Annotated in this window: 18 protein-coding genes and 2 pseudogenes; 11 read left to right on the forward strand and 9 right to left on the reverse strand. The window is 63.0% G+C overall.

Annotation, left to right across the window (positions count from 1 at the left end):
• Nucleotides 1-55: 55 nt before the first annotated feature.
• Nucleotides 56-1,099, reverse strand: a complete 1,044-nt coding sequence (locus CJZ80_RS10110) for a polysaccharide biosynthesis/export family protein (RefSeq protein ID WP_094512891.1) — start codon at nucleotides 1,097-1,099, stop codon at nucleotides 56-58.
• A gap of 663 nt (nucleotides 1,100-1,762) precedes the next feature.
• On the opposite strand from CJZ80_RS10110, the gene CJZ80_RS10115 reads away from it, so the two are divergent.
• The 6 genes and pseudogenes from CJZ80_RS10115 to CJZ80_RS10135 all read left to right on the forward strand — a co-directional run bounded on the left by CJZ80_RS10115 (nucleotide 1,763) and on the right by CJZ80_RS10135 (nucleotide 8,388).
• Nucleotides 1,763-2,653, forward strand: coding sequence for a glycosyltransferase family 8 protein (locus tag CJZ80_RS10115; protein WP_158217469.1), 891 nt, complete (start codon nucleotides 1,763-1,765; stop codon nucleotides 2,651-2,653).
• Nucleotides 2,654-2,953: 300 nt separating this feature from the next.
• Nucleotides 2,954-4,015 (forward strand): polysaccharide pyruvyl transferase family protein, encoded by a 1,062-nt coding sequence (locus CJZ80_RS10120; RefSeq protein WP_233132979.1) that lies wholly within the window; start codon nucleotides 2,954-2,956, stop codon nucleotides 4,013-4,015.
• A gap of 59 nt (nucleotides 4,016-4,074) precedes the next feature.
• A complete protein-coding gene (locus CJZ80_RS10125; RefSeq protein WP_094512893.1) occupies nucleotides 4,075-4,674 on the forward strand; it encodes a heme NO-binding domain-containing protein in 600 nt (199 codons plus the stop codon).
• Nucleotides 4,675-4,702: 28 nt separating this feature from the next.
• A pseudogene (locus CJZ80_RS15945) lies at nucleotides 4,703-5,131 on the forward strand (hypothetical protein); the annotation flags it as partial.
• Nucleotides 5,132-5,167: 36 nt separating this feature from the next.
• Nucleotides 5,168-7,210 (forward strand): ATP-binding protein, encoded by a 2,043-nt coding sequence (locus CJZ80_RS10130; protein ID WP_233132982.1) that lies wholly within the window; start codon nucleotides 5,168-5,170, stop codon nucleotides 7,208-7,210.
• 5 nt (nucleotides 7,211-7,215) lie between these two features.
• Entirely contained in the window at nucleotides 7,216-8,388 is a 1,173-nt protein-coding gene (locus tag CJZ80_RS10135; protein WP_094512895.1) for a PP2C family protein-serine/threonine phosphatase, read from the forward strand.
• A gap of 22 nt (nucleotides 8,389-8,410) precedes the next feature.
• Here the strand turns inward: CJZ80_RS10135 and CJZ80_RS10140 are convergent.
• A pseudogene (locus CJZ80_RS10140) lies at nucleotides 8,411-8,758 on the reverse strand (STAS domain-containing protein); the annotation flags it as partial.
• A gap of 205 nt (nucleotides 8,759-8,963) precedes the next feature.
• Here CJZ80_RS10140 and CJZ80_RS10145 point away from each other — a divergent pair.
• The 3 genes from CJZ80_RS10145 (at nucleotide 8,964) to CJZ80_RS10155 (ending at nucleotide 12,866) form a co-directional block, all read left to right on the forward strand.
• Entirely contained in the window at nucleotides 8,964-9,311 is a 348-nt protein-coding gene (locus CJZ80_RS10145) for a PAS domain S-box protein (RefSeq protein ID WP_094512896.1), read from the forward strand.
• Nucleotides 9,312-9,318: 7 nt separating this feature from the next.
• Complete coding sequence (locus CJZ80_RS10150) at nucleotides 9,319-10,947, forward strand: ATP-binding protein (RefSeq protein WP_094512897.1); 1,629 nt, start codon at nucleotides 9,319-9,321, stop codon at nucleotides 10,945-10,947.
• Between the two features lie 194 nt (nucleotides 10,948-11,141).
• The gene (locus tag CJZ80_RS10155; RefSeq protein ID WP_158217470.1) at nucleotides 11,142-12,866 is read left to right on the forward strand and encodes an ATP-binding protein; all 1,725 of its coding nucleotides are present in this window, start codon (nucleotides 11,142-11,144) and stop codon (nucleotides 12,864-12,866) included.
• A gap of 12 nt (nucleotides 12,867-12,878) precedes the next feature.
• Here CJZ80_RS10155 and CJZ80_RS10160 read toward each other — a convergent pair whose 3' ends face one another.
• From CJZ80_RS10160 to menD, 3 genes are all read right to left on the reverse strand, one after another.
• A complete protein-coding gene (locus tag CJZ80_RS10160) occupies nucleotides 12,879-13,850 on the reverse strand; it encodes a sensor domain-containing diguanylate cyclase (RefSeq protein WP_094512899.1) in 972 nt (323 codons plus the stop codon).
• A 114-nt stretch (nucleotides 13,851-13,964) separates the two neighbouring features.
• Nucleotides 13,965-14,867 (reverse strand): 1,4-dihydroxy-2-naphthoyl-CoA synthase, encoded by a 903-nt coding sequence (gene menB, locus CJZ80_RS10165; RefSeq protein WP_094513024.1) that lies wholly within the window; start codon nucleotides 14,865-14,867, stop codon nucleotides 13,965-13,967.
• Nucleotides 14,868-14,920: 53 nt separating this feature from the next.
• Nucleotides 14,921-16,744, reverse strand: a complete 1,824-nt coding sequence (gene menD / locus CJZ80_RS10170) for a 2-succinyl-5-enolpyruvyl-6-hydroxy-3-cyclohexene-1-carboxylic-acid synthase (RefSeq protein WP_233132983.1) — start codon at nucleotides 16,742-16,744, stop codon at nucleotides 14,921-14,923.
• 57 nt (nucleotides 16,745-16,801) lie between these two features.
• Here menD and lepB point away from each other — a divergent pair, with 57 nt between their 5' ends.
• Together lepB and CJZ80_RS10180 are read left to right on the forward strand one after the other, a co-directional pair.
• The gene (gene lepB, locus CJZ80_RS10175) at nucleotides 16,802-17,395 is read left to right on the forward strand and encodes a signal peptidase I (RefSeq protein WP_094512900.1); all 594 of its coding nucleotides are present in this window, start codon (nucleotides 16,802-16,804) and stop codon (nucleotides 17,393-17,395) included.
• A gap of 49 nt (nucleotides 17,396-17,444) precedes the next feature.
• Nucleotides 17,445-17,792, forward strand: coding sequence for a DUF760 domain-containing protein (locus CJZ80_RS10180; protein WP_094513026.1), 348 nt, complete (start codon nucleotides 17,445-17,447; stop codon nucleotides 17,790-17,792).
• A gap of 37 nt (nucleotides 17,793-17,829) precedes the next feature.
• Here the strand turns inward: CJZ80_RS10180 and CJZ80_RS10185 are convergent, their stop codons facing one another.
• Genes CJZ80_RS10185 through CJZ80_RS10200 form a run of 4 tightly spaced genes read right to left on the reverse strand, consistent with a single transcriptional unit; the run spans nucleotide 17,830 to nucleotide 21,677 of the window.
• Nucleotides 17,830-19,041, reverse strand: a complete 1,212-nt coding sequence (locus CJZ80_RS10185; protein WP_233132984.1) for a DUF4336 domain-containing protein — start codon at nucleotides 19,039-19,041, stop codon at nucleotides 17,830-17,832.
• The gene (locus CJZ80_RS10190; protein ID WP_094512901.1) at nucleotides 19,038-19,877 is read right to left on the reverse strand and encodes a metal ABC transporter permease; all 840 of its coding nucleotides are present in this window, start codon (nucleotides 19,875-19,877) and stop codon (nucleotides 19,038-19,040) included. The genes CJZ80_RS10185 and CJZ80_RS10190 overlap by 4 nt, the downstream gene beginning before the upstream one ends.
• A complete protein-coding gene (locus CJZ80_RS10195) occupies nucleotides 19,877-20,686 on the reverse strand; it encodes a metal ABC transporter ATP-binding protein (protein WP_094512902.1) in 810 nt (269 codons plus the stop codon). The genes CJZ80_RS10190 and CJZ80_RS10195 overlap by 1 nt, the downstream gene beginning before the upstream one ends.
• Before the next feature lie 4 nt (nucleotides 20,687-20,690).
• Nucleotides 20,691-21,677 carry a metal ABC transporter substrate-binding protein gene (locus tag CJZ80_RS10200; RefSeq protein ID WP_369803039.1) on the reverse strand — a complete coding sequence of 329 codons (987 nt, stop codon included), beginning with the start codon at nucleotides 21,675-21,677 and terminating at the stop codon, nucleotides 20,691-20,693.
• Nucleotides 21,678-21,765: the final 88 nt, after the last annotated feature.

The following is a 21,765-nucleotide window of genomic DNA, read 5'->3' on the forward strand; positions in this document are numbered from 1 at the left end:
CCTGTACCTTAGGCCTGAGTCGTCCGATGATCGGCGGAGAGTCTTTCACTAGATTCTACGGAATACTGCGATCATAAATCAAAACGGACGGATTCAGAAACTGAGTAAAGATGCTAAGAACAGCCTGGAAGTTGGTCATCTTCGAATCATAACAGGCAACACCATCGTCTGCCATGAGATAGGGGTTGTTGGCGTTGCTTGTAGACGCGCGAAGAAGATCTTCTACTCCTCGTTCGTAGACAGTCGTCTTCCCCGAGATCCTTTCAGTTCTCACCAGGATGGCTCGGCGTCGCGCATTGGTGACCATGGTTCCACCAGCACAGTTGGCCGAGACAACCGCATGGGACAAGCGAGATCCATAGGGAAAGTTCCTAGCCTGAGAGCCAATCCCAGCAACAGAGTTTCCAGCCGCAGGAACAGTAAGATTTGAAATGTTAATCTCAACTTCAGCGGGCGTAATCTGAGAAGGGCGCACGATTAGTGGATTAACGGTACCAGTGTCCGGAACAATGACTTGATCACCAGCAATGAGTGGGATGTCGTTAAAAGGTTCTCCCGTAAAAGCACCGGACATGTCAATCACTTGCCTTTTTGAACCTCGTTTCACCTGTATCGCGGCGACATCGGCCGTGGGAGTAATGCCTCCTGCACGACGGAGCGCCGTTGTGAGCATACGATTGAGCGGAGCTTGTCCAGAAAGTTGAACAGGCGTCTGTGTCTGTTCAACGTCACTTAACTCGTTGATTAATAACCGTCCAGGCTGAAAAGCAGATCCAATGACAAAGACCGGTACAGGTGCCCATTGAATGACACTCAGACTGACCCTGAGAAAAGATGGCTGAAAAAAGCCTTGTTGCACCAGGGCTTGATAGACCCGCTTCTGAAGCTGTTCCGGCTCAAGACCCACAGCGTAGATTCCCTTGGAAAAGGGAATTTCAAGCTCTCCGTTCAGATTGATTTCAAAGATGCCACTGAATTCTTCCCCTTCAGGGATTGTCACCTTGACTCGATCTCCTGGGGAGATCGGTAATGCCAAGGACGATCCTGGAGTGCCAACAAAGCAAGCGAGCCCAACAAGCCAAAAAAGAAGTTTCGACATCTGTGTCGATCTGGGAGAGTTCGCTTTTCGGCTTGCTCAGACAATCTTAGCGTATCCGTAGACTGCGGGCTACCGGCTTTCAGCCTGGGCGAGTTTGACGAGTGATCACTCAATCGCCTGATGATTCCCGTCACCTGGAGGCAGGTCCGGTGCAACGTGTGTCTGTATTGCCCCTGGCTTGCCTATCCGTCTTCGGCTGGGTCGGTGTATCGCTCTGCTCCCGACCGCGAAGACTAGCCCTGCGCAGCCAATTAGTGCGTGCCGGCTAATCTATTGAGCTACCGCAAGGCACTTCCAAATGGTCGCTGCCGGCGCGGAGTGCTGTCTCCGCCAGTGTTGCGGCTAGTAGTCGCGAGGCTGAGGCTCGCGAGAACCGGTCGTCCCCCAGGAACCGGTACAGCCTGGGGCTTTGGCGCCGTCCTGGTCCACCAGGCCTTGTCAAGGAGCGCCCATTCCCCCACCGGTGAGCTGCGCACCACCTCAGACGTCGTTCCTACTGGAAGGGGCCTGCTGGAGCATGCAGGCGGGAACTGGATCCATGCCCCTCACTGCCGTTGGGATGCTCACAGCTGCTGGGGCAATGGAGCTGGGGAGAAGGCCACCCTGCCAGGTCTCAATCACAAAGCTGAGCTAAATTCGTGTGGCAGGGTCCCTGAAGGTATGATGGTTAACATTGTAATTGTGGCAACAGCTAACTATCTTTGCGGTGCGGCGGTCACCGTTCGTTCTGCTTTGGAAGCCTGTAGCACAACCCTAAATGTCTATGCCATTTGCGTCGATCTATCGCAGGACGATAAGCAGCAGCTCACTAATTCCTGGCAAGCTGCCAACATCGGCGAAATCAGCTTTATTGATTTCAATCTTGAGCGGGTCAATAGCTTCCGCAGCACTCTGCTTGTCAAGAGCAAATCCCCTTATGCGCGCTTCTTTATACCCGAATATTTGGCGGGTGTATCTCGCTGTATCTATTTAGATACGGACTTAATCGTTTGCTCGGATCTAACTGAACTGCAGCTTCTGGATCTGCATGGCAAATCCAGTGCTTGTGTTATTGATGGTGGCATAGACACCCCACAGCAGCAGCAGCGACTGCGCGAAAAGCTGAAACTAGACAATCCTCGCCAGTACTTTAATTCAGGAGTGATTGTGATGGATCTGGATGCGTGGAGGCATCATGAGATCCAATCGAAGGCTCTAGCGGTTGCACAGGACAACTATGATTTGCTTGACCAAATGGATCAAGATGCTCTGAATATCGTCTTGGCAGGCGATTGGCTGGTGCTCGATCCGAAATGGAATACATCCAAAGGCAAGGCCGATGCTGATTTTTCAGATGGCATTATTCATTTCTTAGGCAAAGTCAAGCCCTGGCACGCAGATTATGCCGCAAATTTTCAAGATCGATGGTTTGCACTACTGGATCGAACCGCCTTTGCCGGTCAGCGTCCTGTTAAACTACTCGGTATAGCAGCCGCCTATCGCAAGTTTGTCCGTACTGTTCCTACCTTGGAGATGGTCAAAGGTAAACTGCGGCGACTCATTCGGTCTACTTGATTCTATCGTTGCCGCCAGAATAGAAGTGTTCTGCGCTGATGGCCTGGCTCACACGGCCTGCCAGACCAGCTAAGGCGAGAAGCAGCCTGGGCATAGGGATCTGGACAAGCCATCTGATTGGTCGGCAGGTCTGGCTCAGGTCGTTGCACAAGCCACCCGACCCACCACGTGGTTACCTTCTGGCCAGGGCTGATAGGATAAGAACCAGTGGCTTGCTCCTGCTTCACTCTGGATTCATGCGTAACGCGTTAGTCGTTTCTGCGCCGTTTCCATCACTGTTCTCCGCTTCTGCCCTCTCCCGTGCGCATTGGCCTGATCAACGCCTACAGCACCCTGAATCTGGGGGATGCAGCGATCTACAGCGCCTTTCGTCAGTTGCTGCCTGATGTGGAGCTGGTGGGTTGCGTTCAGGATGAACGGCCCGATGCCACCCTTGGGGTCACGTTCTTGTCCGAACGGCCCAGGAATTGCGACGCTTACGTGAGCGTGGGGGGGGACATCTTCAACAATTCCCGTGAATGGTTTGTCACCAAAGCCTTCCTCAAGAACCTGGCTGAACTGAGGCACAGTCCGAACCGCACCATCCTGTTCGGCCAGTCGATTCCTCGCTCCTGCCACGGCCTAAGCTTTCTCCTGTTGCAGCGGTATTTCAAGCGCCTGGCGGCTGTCTGTGTACGGGATGCCGAAAGTCACCAGCGCCTCTGCGCCGCAGGGGTTCAAGCACGGTTGTCCTACGACATTGCCTTTGTGCTGGAGAGCTCCCCCCTGGCGGAGGCCACGGCGCGGCAATGCCTGGAGCGGCTAGGGATTGATCCATCCCAGGCAGCCGTCCTGTCTGTGCGTGGTTTCGACAGCATGTACGGCCACGACAATGAGGCCTTCGTTTCCAGAATGGCCCAGCTCAGCGTTGAACTCACCGAGGCCGGACTCAGGCCCGTCATTTTGATCCAATCGGGCGCCTATGGCTCCGATAATGATCTCGAAGTGGCCGCCGCCATCCAGGAACGGGCCCCCAGCACCGCCATCCTCAACCCGTTCGTCGCCGATCCAGCCGTGCCGAGTTGGCAGTTGGCCATGGCCCTGTTCGCTCTGGTCGACAGCGTGATTGCTGTACGTTTTCACACGGCCGTTCTTTCGCTGGCGGCCGGGCGGGTTCCGTACCATCTCCACTATTCCAACAAGGGCAGGGACCTCTGCCGGCGACTCGATCTACCCGGCTGTGATCTGGCCAGCCTGGTTCCTTCGTCGGCGCTGGAAGCGATTCTGGCCAGCCGCGGGCGCCGGTTCGATCATCAGCACGTGCGTGAACAGGTGCGCCGCGATTTCCGGTGGTGCCTCGATCAACTCCCCGCTGTGATCTGACGGTCGTCGTCTGGCCCCTTGGTTCCCTGAGCTAGATTCATCTATCTGGCCGTTCAACGATGTACGGGCTTGTCAACCGGGCCATTCAGCAGATGGTCACCACCCACCATGGTGAGGAGGTGTGGCAGCGCATCAAGGAGCGGGCCGATCTCCAGGATCTGGATTTCTTTTCCACGTACCAGGCCTATCCCGACGACGTGACCCATCGGCTGGTGGCAGCGGCCACGGAGGAACTTGGCCTCACGGGTGATCAGATCATGCAGGCGTTTGGTGAGTACTGGATCACCTACACAGCCACGGAAGGTTACGAGCAGTTGCTCGAAAGCACGGGGGACACCTTGCCAGAATTCCTGGATCATCTCGATAATCTCCACGCCCGCGCCGCCCTGGCCTTTCCTGAGCTGCAGCCTCCCTCCTTCCGTTGCGAGCACAGTGCTGACGCCTCCATGCAACTGGAGTACCGTTCAAAGCGGCGCGGCCTTGCCCCCATGGTGACCGGCCTGCTTCATGGCCTGGGCAAGCGTTTTCGTACTCCACTGGCGGTCGATCAGGTCGCCTCACGCGACAGGGGCGATGCCACGGACCTGTTCCACGTTCGCCTTTCTCCGCCTTCCGAATCTGTCGCAGGTCGGCCGGATGACGGCATGACGAGCGAGTGAAGGTTCGTCGTTTCTGAAGGTGCCTTCCGTGCCGTTACCTGACCACCTTCTCGATCCCCTGTTCCCTTTCCATTTCGTCGTCGACCGAGAGCTACGTATCCAGTCCGTCGGCTCTGTTCTGCGTCGCATCCTTTCTGTCCCGGAGCTGTTGGGGCAGCCCCTCGATGAGCACTTCCTGCTCCTGCGACCGGATGTCCCCATGAACTTCGCCAGTCTGAGTGACTGCACAGACCGGCACGTGATTTTCAAGTCCGCCGCGATTCCATTGCAACTGAAGGGCCAGATCTGTTGCCTTGACGAAAGGGAACAGCTGTTGTTTGTTGGTACGCCCTGTTTGCTGCAACTGGAGGATCTTAAGACCCTCAGTCTAAAGATCAATGACTTTCCTTTGCATGACTCCCTGGTTGACTTTCTTTTCCTGCTGCAGGCCAGGAATGTGGCGCTCACAGAAAGCCAGAAGCTCAATGAGATTCTCATCACGCAGCGTGGGGAGTTGCGCGAGTCAACCCAGCGTCTGTCGACGCTCAATGCGGAGCTGCAGGCGGCCAAGCAGGCCGCTGAAGCCGCCAATGCCGCCAAGGATACGTTTCTGGCCACGATGAGCCATGAGATCAGAACTCCGATGAACGCCATCATCGGCATGGCCGGTTTACTTCAGGACTCCCAGCTGGAGCCCATGGAGCGGGAGTATGTCGAGATCATCAACAGCAGCACCGATTCCCTGCTGACGATCATCAATGACATTCTCGACTTCTCGAAAATCGAATCCGGTGCCATGCAGCTGGATGAGCAGCGCTTCAACCTCCGCATCTGCATCGAAGAGGCCCTCGATCTGAGCGTGTCCCGCCTCTTGGACAAGCAGCTGGAAATGATCCTCGACATCGAGCCCGGCCTGCCCACGGCTGTCATCGGCGACCTCACCCGTCTGCGCCAGATCCTCTGGAACCTGCTGAGCAATGCGGTCAAATTCACCCCCCAGGGCGAGATCGTCGTCACGGTGTCAGCGGAGCCCCAGGCCGCTGAGGCCGGTCAGCCGACCCCGTGCCAGTTCACGTTTCAGATCCGCGACACCGGCATCGGTGTGTCCAACGCGCTGATTCCCCAGTTGTTCGAGCCCTTCCGCCAGGCCGATCCCTCCACCGCCCGGCGCTACGGCGGCACGGGCCTTGGTCTGGCGATCACACGGCGCCTATGTGAGTTGATGGGGGGCTCGATCAACCTGGCCAGCCAGGAAGGCAAAGGCAGTGTCTTCACCTTCAACGTGCTGCTGCATCTTGATCCGGCCCCCCAGGCCAGCAACAGCCCGGAGCCCCTGGTGCCGCCGGCGTCCGCCATCCTGCTGCTGGTCGGCAATCCCACCCTGCGCGCCGTGCTCCAGAAGCAGCTGAGCTGGATGGGGCTGTCGGTGATCGCCCCCGATCTCTGCCAGATCCCCATGCCGACCGCCCAGTCCCAGGTCGGCGACCTCGGCCCTGGCGTGGTGGTCATCGATGGGCGGCTGCTGTGCTCCGAAGGGGGGGCAACCCCGTCAGCCTTTCTGCAGGACCCCTTGCTTCAGCTGCGCCCCTGGATCGTCCTGGCTGACAGGTGCAAGGTGTCAGAGCTGGCAGCGCTGGCCAAGACGCCGGCTGTGATGCTCTCCAAGCCTGTGCGACTCGAACAGCTCCGCCTGGCCCTGATTCAGCAAGGGCAGAGCCCTTTGGAGCGGCGGCTGGCCGGGCCGCCAACGCTGACGCGCGAATCTGCCCCCCAGGGCGGCCCCCATCGCCTCGCTGACCGGCTGCCGCTGCGGCTGCTCGTCGTCGATGACATCCCCGTGAACCGCCAGTTGGCGCTTCAGTTGCTGCAGCGGCTGGGTTACCGGGCCGAGGCCGTGGCTTCGGGCTCCGAGGCGCTTGCGGCCGTGCAGGAGACCCCCTTCGACGTGCTGTTCATGGACGTGCAGATGCCGGAGCTTGATGGTTACGCGACAACACGGGCGATCCGCTGTCTGCCGGCTCCCTTCGTGCAGCCCTGGATCATTGCCATGACGGCCCATGGCCGTCCGGAGGATCGCCAGGCCTGCCTCCAGGCCGGCATGGACGACTTTCTGGCCAAGCCGATCGTGCCTGCCCAGCTCACCTACGCCCTGGAGCACTACCAGCCGCGCGACCAACCCCAAGCGCCAACGGGTGGAGGGGCCGACCCGATCGACGCGGCCGCCTGGGAGGAATTGGAGCAAGCCATGGGAGACGGGGCGGCGGCCGTGCTCCAGGAGCTCATCGACCTCTACCTCGAGGACGCGATGCGACTCGTTTCGGCGGTGGTGATGGCCCACCAGTACCACGATCCCCCGGCGATGATCGCCGCTGCCCATTCGCTGCGCTCCCCCAGTGCCAGCCTGGGGGCCCTGCGGTTGGCCACGCTGTGCGGCCAGGTTGAGGAGTCCCTGCGCTCCGATTCGGAGCTGTGGCCCCAGGTCAGAATCGATCAGCTGCTTGTCGAGGCTGGACGGGTGACCGAAGCGCTGCGCCAGCGGCGTCCAATGGACGCCTGACGCCGATGGAAGGTTGTCCCGCCCCGATTTCGATCCTGCTGGTGGATGACGATCGCATCCATTCCCGCATCCTCGAGGTCCGTCTACGCGCCCAGGGCTACCAGATTGTTGTGGCGGATTCGGGTGACAGTGCCCTGGTGCAGGCCCGTCTATGCCCCCCCACGGTCGTCGTCTGCGACTGGCTGATGGACGGCATGAATGGGCTGGACGTCTGCCGGGCGTTCAAGGCGGAACCGGCCCTGGAATCGGCCCACTTCATCCTGCTGACCTCACGCTCCCGGGTGGAAGACCGGGTGGAGGGGCTCGACTGCGGCGCCGATGATTTCCTCAGCAAGCCGGTGGATCCGGAGGAGCTGCTGGCCCGGGTCCGCTCCGGCATCCGCCTGCACCAGGCCAATGAACGGCTGAAGCTCCTGGCGAGTGAGTTGCATCAGCAGAAGTTGCGGCTGGATCAGGAGCTGGAGGAGGCGGCCAGTTATGTGCGATCCCTGCTGCCTGAGCCCATCGCTGGTGCCGTGCGGGCGGACTCCCGTTTCGAGCCCTGCCATGAACTGGGTGGTGATTCGTTTGATTTCTTCTGGCTTGATGACGACCACTTCGTCCTCTACCTCGCCGATGGCTCCGGCCATGGCCTGGCGGCGGCCTTCCCCTCGATTTCCGTCCACAACCAGCTGCGCTCCCGCTCGCTGCCCGTTGATCTGCGTGATCAGGGCGCTGTGCTGCACACCCTGAACTCCGGGTTTCCGATGGAGCGTCACCAGGGGCGGTATCTGACGCTTTGGTATGGGGTTTATCAGCCCTCCAGCCGAACCCTGAGTTTTGCCAGCGCGGGCCATCCCCCAGCCTTTCTCTGGAGCCGCACCAGTGCCTTTCCCTGCCATTGGCTCAAAGGTCAGGGCATGGCCGTGGGCCTGTTCGACGACGCGACCTATGGCACCGAGAGCCTGGAGGTGGGCGAAGGGGCCTGTCTTCTCATCTACAGCGATGGCCTCTATGAAGTGCCGAGGCCCGGTGGCTTGATGGGGACACTGCCCGACTTCATGCAACTGGTGGAGCAGTGCCAAGACGTGCTCGCTGATGACGATGGCCTGGATCGGTTGCTGTCCCAGATCCTCCACGTCTCGGACAATGCGCCATTCACCGATGACTACTCGCTGATCCGGGCGCTGCTGTCGTGATCGTTACGGGCCTTCTGGTTGTTCAGGTGTCGGTTGAGCCGCCCGATTGATCGGCAGCCAATGCGGCGAAGCATGCCTCACTGTTCGGAAACGTGGTGAACACTTTTTCGGTGCCGGTGAGGTCCAGCACGATGCGGACCTGGCTGCACAGACCGCAAAGAAACAGTTGCTGACCTTGCTCCTTGACCCGTTTGAGCACGGAAACCAGAGCGCCGAATCCGCTGCTGTCCATAAAGTCGACGCCCTGGCAATCAATCAGGATGTCCCTGGGTTGCTCTGCAAGAACTGAACCGACAGACTGCCGCAACTCAGCGCCACTCTGGGCGTCGAGCAGGCCCATGGGTTTCAGGATGTACAGATTATCCACACATTGAAACGCAAATTGCTAAGAGTTTACCACTCATCGCCGAAAGCCCATTCGTCTGGGCCTGGGGTGTTGAGACCCGCCCGCCCGCTGGTGGCGAGCGGGTGTGGGTCTGACCACAAGCCACCATTCGACAAAGGGGGTAGGAGGGAGCCAATGGAGCACAGCGCTACAGTTCGTAACCAGGTAGGCCGCTTCAGCCGCGAGGTTCATGGTCACGATCGAAGAGTTACGACGCCAATCTCTTCCCTTTGTCGCTGCCGACCAGGAAGGTTTGATTGTAGAGATCAACGATCTATTTGAGGCGACCTATGGATGGACATTGGACGATCTCAAGGGCCATTCTCTTTCCATGATCCTGCCGGCTGCTTATCAAGACGCCCACCATCTCGGCTTCTCCCGTTTCCAGATCGTTGGTGAATCGCAGATTCTCAACCATCCCCTGCAATTGATGACCATCTGCAAAGACAACCAGGCCATCAACTCGGAGCATTTCATTGTGGCCGAACGCCGTGGCGATAGCTTGGTGTTCGCGGCAACCCTGCGTCCGTTGACCTGAGGCGTGCATGCCGGACCAGACCCTTGTCGGCCAGCTTCGCAGCACTCTCGGGAGGCTGGAGGCGGCCCTGGGAGCCGTTGACGAGGCCCTTGCCTTCACCGATCTCAACGGAATCGTGGAATGGACGAATGCATCGTTTGATCGGTTCGTGGGTTTGTCCCGCTTGCAGAGCCTTGGCCAATGCGTGAGCCAGATCCTCCCGAGGCCCTATCTCCACGAGCTCAGCGACAGCCAATCAGGCCTGCCGTTCTGGAGCTCGGGATCAGAAGGATCCAGCACCTGGGAACTGCTGGGTGCACCTCTCCGCCAGGTGATTGAGGTGTCCTGGGCGACTGTCGATCTCCCTGGTAAGCCGTCTTTGGTGTTCACCTTCAGGGACAAAAGCGCGATTGTTCAGGCCCAGGACAAGTTGATCGATGCCCGTGACCAGCTGGAGGTGCAGGTGGTCGAGCGCACCCGCGCGTTGCAGCTGGCGCGCGATGAGGCCCTGGCAGCCAGCCAATCCAAAACCCGGTTTCTGGCCAACATGAGCCATGAAATCCGCACCCCATTGAACGCTGTGATCGGGATGACGGATGTGCTGCTCAGCAGCCCAATGGAGGGGCAGCAACGGGAGATGCTCGAAACGATTCACCAAAACGGCGAGTATCTGCTAAGCCTGATCAACGACATTCTGGACATCTCGCAGATTGAAACCGGGCGACTTGCACTCAACTCCAGAACCTTCGACCTTCATAGTTTACTCAATGACATCATTCATCTTTTTCAGTATCAAGCCTCTGTAAGACACCTCGGCTTGCACCTCAGCATGCCATCGGATACGCCGAGATGGCTCTTTGGTGATGATCTCAAGCTGCGCCAGATTCTGTTCAACCTGCTGGGGAATGCTTGCAAGTACACCAATCAGGGGGAGATTCGTCTCAGCGTTGATACCTTGGCGGCCACGGCTAACCTGAGATCCTTAATGTTCCATGTTTCCGACACGGGTATTGGCATCTCCAGGGAGGCTCTACCGCTTATCTTTGAGGAGTTCATTGGCCATTCCAATCCTGCCCAGACGCAGCAAAGTGCCGGCCTCGGCCTCGCCATCTGTTCGAGATTGTGCCAATTGATGGGGGGCGACATTTCCGTTGATTCGAGTCTCGGATCCGGCAGTTGCTTTACGGTCAGTCTGCCGTTCACGCTGGCTTCGCAGGAGCAGGGTGAGATTGTCAGGGACAATCCCGAAGAAAGCTTAGAGCCTGGAATCAGAATTCTCGTTGCTGATGATAACCGCGTCAACCGCAGGGTGCTTGAGTTGATGCTGGCCAGATTACATCTAAGCGCAGATGCGGTGGGAGACGGCAATGCGGCCATTCAATCCGTCAGGAAGGGGAACGTGGATCTCATCTTCATGGATGTGGCCATGCCAGGTCTGGATGGCATGGCCGCCTCACGCCAACTGCGCAGCGAAGGTTACTCGGATCTCTATATCATTGCACTGACAGCCTATTCATTCGACTCCCACCGGCAGGAGTGTGCAGCGGCTGGGATGAACGACTTTCTCTCCAAACCACTTCGATTGGCGGATCTTCGGGTGGCCTTGGGCAGGTATCGCGATTGGCGCCGAGCCACAGAGTCGGCTACGTCCGAATGATACTGATTGATGCGATGAGGGGCCGCATTGGCACAATTGATGTTCCCTCGGGAGAAAGGTGCAGGCTCTCCCGGGCTTCCATCCTGCTGGCATTGGGAATCTTTTCCATTACCAGTTCTGCCCTGATTGTTACCTACTGGGTAGCTGAACGGACTCTCTTCAGGTCTGTCCAGCAGCGGCTGCTGGATCTGGCCATGGTCACGGCGGCGGAGATGAATGGGGATCTGCACAGCCAGATCCGCCGTCCTGATCAGATGGGCAGCCAGCTCTATCGCCAGGCCTCCAAGCCCTTGATCCAGCTCAGGAGATCGGTGCCGGCGATCTTTTACGCCTACACCCTGAGGGGTCGATCAAAACCCCTGCGATTTGGTCTGGACAGCACGGTCTTCTTCAAGAATCCGGGAGACGATTTCAGCGCCCCCATCGTTGGTCAGCTCTATGCAGACGCCCCGACCGAGGCCCTGATCGCAGCCAGGCTTGTCAAGCCCAGGGTCAGTTCCGATCCCTATACCGATCAATGGGGCACCTTCCTGTCGGCCTATGCCCCATTCCAGGACGGCAAGGAGACGGCCATTGTGGGTATCGATCTCTCCCTGGCCAGGCTCAATCAGCAACTGTTTCCCCTGCGCCTGAGTCTGGGTCTCTCTCTGGCAGGCAGTGCCCTGCTTTCGGCCTTTGCCGGCTTCCTGCACTGCCGTTACCTGCGATCCACGGCTTCGGCCCTGGAATCCAGCCTGGAAGCGGCTGATCTGGCCCGCCAAGCGGCAGCTGAATCACAGCAGGCCAACCTCGCCAAGAGCACCTTCCTGGCCACCATGGGCCATGAGCTGCGCACGCCGCTGAATGGGGTGATTGGCCTCACCAACATTCTGCTCAGCACTAGCCTGACCCCCCACCAACAATCCTGCCTGCAGACGGTCAGGAACTCTGGGGAATCCCTGCTGCTGTTGCTCAACCAACTGCTCGACGTCTCAGCGATCGACAGCGGCCATCTGGTGATCGACTCCGCTCCCTGCCAGCTTCGGCCTCTGTTCGCCGAGGTGATGGCCTTGTTCGCTGAACAAGCGCAGACCAAAGGACTGGTGTTATCCCTCTCCCTCGACCCCGGCCTACCCGATGTCGTGCTGTCAGATCCTCTCCACCTGCGTCAGATCGTGGTGAATCTGGTCAGCAATGCAATCAAGTACACGGTGAGCGGAGAGGTGTCCATCACCGTTTCATCTCAGGCTTTCCAGCCCGATGGCAGGGTTCCGTTGGTCTTGCGCGTCCGTGACACCGGGCCCGGAATCTCCGACTCCGCCCGAGAGTCCTTGTTCCAGCCTTTTTCGCAGGCTGATTCCACCACCACCCGCGTCCATGGCGGCGCAGGGCTGGGCTTGGCCATCTGCCATCACCTTGTCGTCGCCATGGACGGCGCGATTGAGGTGGAGAGCGAACCGGGTCAAGGCAGCCATTTCACGGTGATCCTGCCGGTGGGGATCCCTGAATCACCTGCAGCGCCAGAGGTACCGACAACAGCCAGCTTCGCCGAAGACCACCCGCTACGGATTCTTCTGGCGGAAGACAATGTCGTCAATGCCCGTGTCTGCGAATTGATGCTCCAGCGTCTCGGCTACGGCGTCAGCGTGGCGCGCGATGGGGAAGAGGCCCTGAGCCAGTATCGCCAGCTGGATCCGGACATCATCCTGATGGATCTGCGCATGCCCAAGATTGATGGCTTTGAGGCCACCCGCAGGATTCGTGAGCAGGCCGGCAACCCGGTGCGGCCCTGGATCGTCGCGGTCACCGCCAACATTCGTGACTGCGACCGTGACGAGGCCCTGGCCAGCGGCATGAATGATTTCATTGGTAAGCCCATCAGGGTCGAGTCCCTGCAAGCCGCCCTGTCCCGGGCCCACGCGGCTGTACTGGCCAAGTGAGTGTGGCTCGGTTCAGCCCGGCAGGCTTGTTCCGGACAGCCTGGCCTGCTTCAGGGCCGCTTCAGCCCGTTGGAACAGGTCCTTGAAGCTGGTGTCGTCGCTGCTGGCGCAAGCCGTGCCCAGGCTGACGGGAAGAGGATGGCGGACTCCCCCCACCAGCCAGCCCTGGAGAGCCAGGCCGGAACGGAAGTCCTCCGCCTGGGCTACCGCCTCCTGCCCCACCAAGACTGTCTGCAACACGGCGAACTCGTCATCACTCACACGCCCGTAGAGGGCGCTCTCCCCAAAGTCCGATTGCAGTTGTCTGGCCAGCTCCTGAAGCAACCGATCGCCCTGTTGTTGGCCGAATCGTGTGCAGAAGTCATGGAAGTCATCCAGACCGAAGATCATCAGGGTCAACGGTTCTTGTTTCTCCCTTTGCCGCCGGAACTCGTTCAGACCTGCATCGAAGAAGGGTCTTCGGTTCTTGAGGCCCGTGAGGGGGCAGAGGTAACTGTTGCGCCGCGATTCCATGTGCTGGATCACCATCCCAGCAAGGTCCTGCAGCAGTTGTTGTTCGTTGCCGGCGAGTTGCCTCGGCTGGGGGCTGATCACGCACAGGGTGCCGAGGTTGAAGCCGGAGTGGGTCCGCAACGGCACCCCGGCATAGAAGCGGATGTTGGGGTTCCCCGTCACCAGGGGATTGTCCTTGAAACGCTCGTCCGCACTGGCGTCATTGACGACCAGGACGTCATTGCCGCAGATGGCGTGGGCACAGAAGGCCACATCCCTGGGCGTTTCACTCGCCTCCAGACCCACCCGGGAGAGAAACCACTGCCGCTGGCGATCGACCAGGGAAATCAGGGCCGTCGGCACGCCCAGCATCTGGCTGGCCAGCCGTGTGATGCGATTGAAGTCCTCATCGGACTCCGCATCCAGAATGTGTTGCTCGTCGAGGGCCGCCTGGCGCTCAGCCTCGTTGTCCGGTACGGGGTAGGCGGTCATCGCGGAGAGCAGGACGCAGGGGGGACCGGGACGCCGCCGTTCGGCCGTCTATCCCACAACTTGCAGTATGTCCTTTCCTGGTGAGGTCCCGTCCCGGGCTGGTGGCGCGGCGCTTCAGGGAAGCCACGGCGCCTCGCTGAAATCCGGCTCGCGCTTTTCAAGAAAGGCGTTGCGCCCTTCCTGCCCTTCTTCCGTGCGATAAAACAGATGGGTGGCCTGGCCCGCCAGCTCCTGAATGCCGGCCATGCCGTCGGTTTCGGCATTGAAGGCTGCCTTGAGGCAGCGAATCGCTGTGGGACTGTGCTGCAGGATCTCCAGGCCCCAGCGCACTCCTTCCGCCTCCAGCTCCTCCAACGGCACCACCGCATTGACGAGCCCCATGGCCAGGGCCTGGCTGGCGTCGTAGCGGCGGCAGAGAAACCAGATTTCGCGTGCCTTGCGCTGCCCCACCACGCGGGCGAGGTAGCCGGCGCCGAAGCCGCCATCGAAGCTGCCCACCCGTGGGCCCGTCTGGCCGAACACCGCGTTCTCCGCCGCCAGGCTGAGATCACAGAGCAGGTGAAGCACCTGCCCGCCACCGATCGCATAGCCCGCCACCAGGGCGATCACCACCTTGGGCAGCGAACGGATCAGCCGCTGCAGGTCGAGCACATTGAGCCGCGGCAGGCCGCTGGCATCGAGGTAGCCGCCATCGCCGCGCACGCTCTGGTCGCCACCGGAGCAGAAGGCGTAGCCGCCGTCGGCGGCCGGCCCGACACCGGTGAACAGCACCACGCCGATGCGGGGATCGTCGCGCACACGCGAGAAGGCATCGCACAGCTCCTGCACCGTGAGCGGTCGGAAGGCATTGCGCTTGGCCGGCCGGTTGATCGCAATGCGGGCCATCCCCTGCGCGCAGGTATCGAAGCGGATGTCGGTGTAGGTGGCGGCCGGCGTCCAGAGCACCGGAGCTGTGCCGGGCAGCACGGGATCTGCCGGCGCGGGCTGGGAGGGAGGTGCGGCGGAATCGGGGCGCATCAGGCCTGACAACGGCAGCGGCTTCGGCTCATTCTGCGGAGCCGTGGGCCGGCTCATGCTGGGGAGCCAGGCGCCAGCGCGGCCCGCAGCTGCTGGCGCAGGCGGGCATCCGCCTGGCGATCGGTGCGCAACTCCAGCAGGGCCAGGGGCTGGGGCAGCGCCCAGGCCAGTGCCTCCTCCAGCTCCTCCAGCTGAGCCACGCGCCGCACGGGCACGCCATGCAACGCCGCCAGGGCGGCCTGATCGAGGCTCTGCGGCATGGCGAACAGGCGCTCAAAATCGAAGGGCGCGGCAACCTCCGGCGGAACGGGCGAGGCGCCGGAGGTGCGAATTGGCAGCTGCTCAAAAATGCCGCCACCGCCGTTGTCGATCAGCACCACGGTGAGGCGCCCGCGCAGCTGCTGGCGCCAGAGCCAGCCGTTGCTGTCGTGCAGGAGGGCGAGGTCGCCGCAGAGGAGCAGCAGGGATCCGGCGCTTTCCGCCAGGCCGGCCGCCAGCGAGAGGCTGCCGTCGATGCCGGAGGCTCCGCGGAAGCCGAACAGCGGCCGGGGCGCGCCCGCCTGCGGAGCAAAGCTTTCCCAGTCGCGCACGGGGCTGCTGCTGGCCAGCATCACCGGCAGCTGCGGCGGCAACAGCTGGCTCAGGGCCCGGGCGACGGCGGGTTCATTGGCAGCACCCTTGGCCGGCAGGGCCTGACTGAGCCCGGCCTGCACCGTGTGCTCCAGCTCCATCCAGCGCCGTTGCCAGGCGCGGTTGGCCGCGGGCGGCTCCCCCGCCCAGAGCGCCGCAGGCAGCGCCCGGCACCAGGCCGCCAGCCCATGGCCGAAGCGATGGCTGGCAGTGCCAAGCGGATCGAGATCGCGCGGGTCGCCCTCGCTGATCACCAGCTGGCAACCGCACTGGCGCCCGATCCAGTGCTGCAGCCGGCGGCTGGCGGGCAGGGGCCCGAGCCGCAGCAACTGGGACACCTGCAACGGCTCCGTGGGCTCCTCCAGCAGCAGGTCGTAGCCCGCCACCAGCTCCAGCAGCGGCTGACCCCGCAGGCCCGAAAGGCCATCAGCGAGCAGGGGCCAGCCGCTGCGCCGCTGCCAGCGTTGCAGGGCCTGCAGGTGGGCCGGCCACTGCTCCGGGGCACCGCGCCAGGGCCCGGCCACGATCACGCCGGGCTGATCGGGATCCAGCAGCGGCAAGCCTTCCGAGGTCACGGACGGCTCCGGCTGAACACCCACCACCCTGTCGCTGGGCGTGCGGGCCATCAACGACGCGATGGCGGCGGCCGAGGGATGGAGCGGCTCCTCGAAGGCCAGGTTGAGGTGCACAGGGCCGGCCGGGTGGCCGATGGCCTCCTGCCAGGCCCGCTGCGCGAGCGCCTGCAGGCTGGCGGGCGTCATCACGGCCAGTCCCTCGGCAGCGCCAGCACCGGCCCAGCGGCAGCTGCAGCGCAGAAAGTCCTCCTGGTTCACCGTCTGGTTGGCGCCGCGCCCCTTCAACCGCTGGGGCCGGTCGGCGCTGAGCAGCAGCAGCGGAATCGCGCCATGGTCGGCTTCCACCGCCGCCGGCAGCAGGTTGGCCACCGCCGTGCCGGACGTGGTGATCACCGCCGCCGGCAGGCCATCGGCGCGGCTCAGCCCCAGCGCGAAGAACGCAGCGGAGCGCTCATCGATCGCGGTGTACAGCCGCAGGCCTTCGTCTTCGGCCTCCAGCAGGCCGGCCGCTATCGCCAGCGGCGCCGAGCGGCTGCCGGGGCAGAGCACGAGCCGCCCCAGCCCCAGCTGCCGGAAGGCGAGCAGCAGCGCATGGGCCGCGCCCAGATTCGCCGCCGCGTGAGCGTCGGTGCCCGCTGGGGCATGGCTGCCGAGGCCGTCGTTGCCGCTCACCGGGGCCCATGACTGTTCAGGATGGCCTGATCATGCCCACGACCGGAGCCCCCCGACATGAGCGTCACTCCCACCGGCGGCAGCTCTCCGGACGGAGGCCGCGCCGGGCTGCTGCGCCAGGTCGGCCTGCTGCTGCTGTGGGTGGGCGTGGCGCTGCTGCTGCGCTGGGCGGTGATCGAACCCCGCTGGATCCCCTCCGGCTCCATGCTGCCCACCCTTCAGCTCAACGACCGGGTGCTGGTGGAGAAACTGCGGGCTCGCCTGCACCGGCCCCTGCCGGTGGGCACGATCGTGGTGTTCCACCCTCCCGACGCCTTGCTGGCGGCCGGCTACGACCCCGATGCCGCCCTGATCAAGCGGGTGGTGGGAGCGGCGGGGGATCGGATCGCCGTCCATGACGGCCAGCTGATCCGCAACGGCCAGCCGGTGCCGGAGCCGTGGCGGGCCGAGCCGATCGCCTATGAACTGGCGCCGCTCGCCGTGCCGCCTGATTGCCTGCTGGTCATGGGCGACAACCGCAATGCCAGCCTCGATTCGCACCTCTGGGGCCCCCTGCCGGCCGACCATGTGATCGGCACCGCCGTGTTCCGCTACTGGCCCTGGAACAAACTCGGACCCATACGGTTCTCCCCCTCTGCGGCCATGGGTTGACCCGGAGAGCTGCGTTATGGTGCAGGCCGTGACGCAGAGCACACCGGAGATGTTCAACCCGGAGTTCCTGACGACCGACAGCGAATCAATCAGCGGCAACTCGCTGATCCAGTACCTGCAGGAGCAATCTCCGGACGTTTTGCAGCGTGTGGCCCGATCCGCCAGCGGCGACATTCAGGACATCATCCGCCACAACGTTCAGGGCCTGCTGGGCATGCTGCCGGGCGAGCAGTTTGAAGTGAAGATCCAGGCCAGTCGCGACAATCTCGCTGGCCTGCTGGCCTCCGCGATGATGACGGGTTACTTCCTGCGCCAGATGGAGCAGCGCATGGAGCTGGAGAGCAGCCTGTTCGGCGAAGGCACCCTCGATGCCGACCCCGGCGAGCTGAGCCTCTGAGCCCAGAGCCCCGCTGGGCTCTCCAGATCCGGGCTGATCAGCCCTTTCCGGCGGCTTGAGGCTCCCCTGCCGGCACCTCCGGCACCACGCCCCAACGCACAAGGGCGCTGTCGATACCGGCAAGGAATTCCCATGATCCGCTGGAGGGCGCCCACGGGCGCTGCTCCAGGGCATCGGCGAGACGCTGGAGATCCTCTTGGGTGGACGCCACAGGTGCCGCGTAGTGGGCAGGCACTACCTGGCGAATGCTTGGCAGTTGGGCGAGCCGCCGCAGCCAAGCCACCAGGGCGGTGCGGGCCCTGGGAAACACCAGCCGCTCCAACACCGGCGCCACCTGCAGAGGATGGGCATCACCGCCCAGCAGCGCCTCGAATTCAGCCTCCCAACCGGGCTGCCAGCGAAAGGGGTAGAGGCCGAAGTAGGCCTTTGCGGCGCGCAGCCCCGGCCGGAAGCTGCCGGCGATCACCTCTGGCCAGGGTCGCACCTCCAGCGCGGACGGCCGCAGGTAGGAGGCGAACAGCACCAGCCGCATCCAGCCGCGCCGCCGTTGCTCCTGGCCATCGCTGAGCGGCTCGGCGCCCTGCTCGCGGGCATGGAACAGCAGGGGCGTGGGATCGGTGCTGAAGATCTCCGGCGGTTCGCTGGAGATGGCCACCAGCGCATCGGTGACGAGCAGGCTGCCGCTGGCCCGGTGCAGGCAGGCCACTTCCACGAAGGTGCCGAGGCCCAGGTCCAGCGGGCCAAGCATCTCCCATTGCAGCTGCTCGGCGTGGGGCAGGCCCTGCTCGAACAGCACCCGGGTGCGGCCAGCGGGAAATCCGAGCCAGGGCAGGGGCAGCGGCAGCGGAAAGCTCCACTGGCACGGGCTCACCCACACGGTGGCGGCAGGAAAGGCCCGGGCCATCGCCGGCACCGGCAGCTTGTGCTCCAGCCCTGAGCTGGTGGGCAGCACGATCGTGCGCACCGGCCCATAGCGGGCTTCGAGCTCGCGCAGGCTGTGCAGCAGCTCCTGGGTGGGCGCCACTGGCGCGTAGAGCAGCAGCCCATCGGTGAGGCGTGCCACGGTCATGCGGATCGGCACCGCCACGTAGAGCACGCCCTGCAGTTGCTCGAAACTCCAGATCTGGCCAGGCACAAGCTCGCGCACCAGGGTGCGGCGACGGCCATAGGGATAGAGCGGCAGCAGCGGCCACCAGGGCCACCCCTGCCGCAGCCTCGGCGTGGGGGGCAGGCCGTTGGAGGCTCTCACTGCCGCAGCTGCGCCATCAGCCCATGGCGGGGCGCGAACAGGAAGCTGGCCAGGAAGAGGCAGGTCTGGACCACCACGATGCAGCCGCCGGTGGAGGCATCCAGCCAGTAGCTCCAGTAGATGCCGACCACACTGGAGAGCATGGCGGAGCCGACGGCGATCCAGGTCATCCTGTCGAAGCGATCGGTGAGCAGGTGAGCCGTGGCCCCCGGGGTGACCAGCATGGCCACCACCAGGATGATGCCCACGGTCTGCAGGCCGGCCACCGCCGCCAATGACAGCACCGCCAGCAGCAGGTAATGCAGCACGCCGGTGTGGATGCCGATCGAACGGGCGTGGGTGGGATCGAAGCAGAACAGAATCAGGTCACGGCGCAGCAGCAGCAGCACCGCCAGCACCAGGCCGCAGATCCAGAGCGTCTGCTGGATGTCAGCGGGGCTGATGCCCAGCACATTGCCGAACAGGATGTGGGTGAGATCGATGCTGCTGCGCACCTTCGACACCAGGATCAGGCCGAAGGCGAAGAATCCGGTGAACACCAGCCCGATCACGGTGTCCTCCTTGATGCGCGTCATCTGCTTGATGTAGCCGATCACCGCCACCGATCCCACGCCGAACACGAAGGCGCCGAGGGCGAAGGGCAGGTTGAGGGCATAGGCGATCACCACGCCGGGCATCACCGCATGGGACACCGCATCACCCATCAGCGCCCAGCCTTTGAGGGTCATGTAGCAGGAGAGCAGGCCGCAGACGGAGGCCACGAGCATGCTCACCAGCAGGGCCCGCTGCATGAAGGCATGCTGCAACGGTTCGGTGAGCCAGGGAAGCGCGTCCATCACAGGTCGCCCTCACCGGACGGATCCGGCGGGGTGATCGTGAGCGAATCGAGCGGTCCGCCGCCGAAGGTGCGGGCCACGTTCTCCTGCGTGAACACCTCAGAGGTGTCGCCGTAAGCGAGCACGGTCTTATTGATCAGCACCACGTCGTCACAGAAGCCGGTGACGTGGCTCAGATCGTGGGTGGAGATCAGCAGCGTGCGGCCTTCCTGGCGGAACTGCTGGAACAGCTGGATCAGCAGCTTCTCGGTGCGGATGTCCACGCCGGCGAAGGGTTCATCGAGCAGCATCACTGACGCCTCCTGGGCAAGGGCTCGGGCGACGAAAGCCCGCTTGCGCTGGCCCCCCGAGAGCTGACCGATCTGGCGGTGGCGCAACGGCCAGAGCTCCACCCGCTCCAGGCTCTCACGCACGGCCTGGTGGTCGCTCCGACGAGGAATGCGCAGCAGGTTCATGGTGCCGTAGCGGCCCATCATCACCACGTTCGCCACGCTCACCGGGAAGTTCCAGTCGACGCTTTCGGTCTGCGGCACATAGGCCACCGCCTGCTGTCGCAGGGCTTCACGCAGGGGCACGCCGTTGATGGCGATGGTGCCGCGCGAAGGGTTCACGAACCCCATCAGCGCCTTGAACAGGGTGGATTTGCCGGCGCCGTTCATGCCCACGAGGGCGCAGATGCTGCCGGCGTAGGCCCGCAGCGACACGTCATGCAGAGCCACCACGCCGTTGTAGGCGTAGCAGAGGTTGTCGACGACGATGCGCTCCTGGGCCGGACGGTGCTGAGGCGGGCGGGGCGGGCGGTGTTGCATCGGCTCAGCGCCCCTTGAGTCCGTTGATCAGTGTGGATACATTGTGCCGCTGCAGCTCCAGCAGGGAGGAGGCCGGGCCACCTTCAGGCGACAGGGAATCCACGAAGAAAACACCGGCAAAGCGGCTGCCGCTCTCCGCCGCCACCTGCTTCTGCGCCTCTGCCGACACTGTGCTTTCGCAGAACACCGCCGGCACCTGGCGCTCTCGGACCGTGGCGATCAGGCGGGCCATGCGCTGCGGGGTGACCTGGGATTCAGCATTGACAGGCCAGAGGTAGGCCTCGGTGAGGCCGTAATCGCGGGCGAGGTAGGAGAAGGCGCCTTCGCAGGTGGCCAGCAGGCGGTGCTGGGGCGGCAGGGTGGCCAGATCGCGGCGCAGGTCCCTGTCGAGGGCGCGCAGCTCAGCGCGGTAGGCCTCGGCGTTGCGCTTGAAATCGGCCGCATGGGCGGGGGCGAGCTGGGTGAAGGCCTTGCGCATGTTCTCCACATAAACCTCCGCCAGCCAGGGCGACATCCAGGCGTGCGGATTGGGCTTGCCGGCGTAGGCATCCCCGGCGATCGGCAAGGGCTCGATGCCGTCGGTGAGCACCACCCGCGGCACGTCCGGCAGGCCGGAGAGAAACCGATCGGCCCAGCGCTCGAGGCCGAAGCCGTTGACCAGCACCAGCTGGGCCCCCTCAGCCCGCCGCAGATCGCTGGGAGTCGGTTCGTAGCCGTGGATCTCGGCGCCCGGCCGGGTGATCGACTCCACCTGCAGGTGGTCGCCGGCCACCTGGCGGGCCATGTCGGCCAGGATTGTGAACGTGGTGAGCACGCGCGGTTTCCCTTGCGTCGCTGCGGCCCCTGGCGTGCCAGCCGCGGAGGTGCCGGGGGCCGGTGTCTGCTCGGCCGGACGCGGCGACGGCGTGCAACCCAGCAGGGCGCCACTGGTGAGCATCAGCACGCCACAAAGGGCCAGGGCAGGACGCCTGAGAATCGAGCGGGCCGCCATCAACGGCGCAACGTCAAACACGAAAATGGTCTAAGAGAACACAAGCGGCGCTGACGTAACCGTTGCTGGTGCGGCACGTGCCTGCGGC

Source organism: Synechococcus sp. MW101C3 (assembly GCF_002252635.1).
GTDB lineage: Bacteria > Cyanobacteriota > Cyanobacteriia > PCC-6307 > Cyanobiaceae > MW101C3.

Excerpts from the sequence above, each read along its gene's own strand:
- CJZ80_RS10110 (WP_094512891.1), bottom strand. The coding sequence starts at position 1,099 with ATGTCGAAACTTCTTTTTTGGCTTGTTGGGCTCGCTTGCTTTGTTGGC.
- CJZ80_RS10115 (WP_158217469.1), top strand. The coding sequence starts at position 1,763 with ATGGTTAACATTGTAATTGTGGCAACAGCTAACTATCTTTGCGGTGCG.
- CJZ80_RS10125 (WP_094512893.1), top strand. The coding sequence starts at position 4,075 with ATGTACGGGCTTGTCAACCGGGCCATTCAGCAGATGGTCACCACCCAC.
- CJZ80_RS10135 (WP_094512895.1), top strand. The coding sequence starts at position 7,216 with ATGGAAGGTTGTCCCGCCCCGATTTCGATCCTGCTGGTGGATGACGAT.
- CJZ80_RS10145 (WP_094512896.1), top strand. The coding sequence starts at position 8,964 with ATGGTCACGATCGAAGAGTTACGACGCCAATCTCTTCCCTTTGTCGCT.
- CJZ80_RS10150 (WP_094512897.1), top strand. The coding sequence starts at position 9,319 with ATGCCGGACCAGACCCTTGTCGGCCAGCTTCGCAGCACTCTCGGGAGG.
- CJZ80_RS10155 (WP_158217470.1), top strand. The coding sequence starts at position 11,142 with ATGGTCACGGCGGCGGAGATGAATGGGGATCTGCACAGCCAGATCCGC.
- CJZ80_RS10160 (WP_094512899.1), bottom strand. The coding sequence starts at position 13,850 with ATGACCGCCTACCCCGTACCGGACAACGAGGCTGAGCGCCAGGCGGCC.
- menB (WP_094513024.1), bottom strand. The coding sequence starts at position 14,867 with ATGCGCCCCGATTCCGCCGCACCTCCCTCCCAGCCCGCGCCGGCAGAT.
- lepB (WP_094512900.1), top strand. The coding sequence starts at position 16,802 with ATGAGCGTCACTCCCACCGGCGGCAGCTCTCCGGACGGAGGCCGCGCC.
- CJZ80_RS10180 (WP_094513026.1), top strand. The coding sequence starts at position 17,445 with ATGTTCAACCCGGAGTTCCTGACGACCGACAGCGAATCAATCAGCGGC.
- CJZ80_RS10190 (WP_094512901.1), bottom strand. The coding sequence starts at position 19,877 with ATGGACGCGCTTCCCTGGCTCACCGAACCGTTGCAGCATGCCTTCATG.
- CJZ80_RS10195 (WP_094512902.1), bottom strand. The coding sequence starts at position 20,686 with ATGCAACACCGCCCGCCCCGCCCGCCTCAGCACCGTCCGGCCCAGGAG.
- CJZ80_RS10200 (WP_369803039.1), bottom strand. The coding sequence starts at position 21,677 with ATGGCGGCCCGCTCGATTCTCAGGCGTCCTGCCCTGGCCCTTTGTGGC.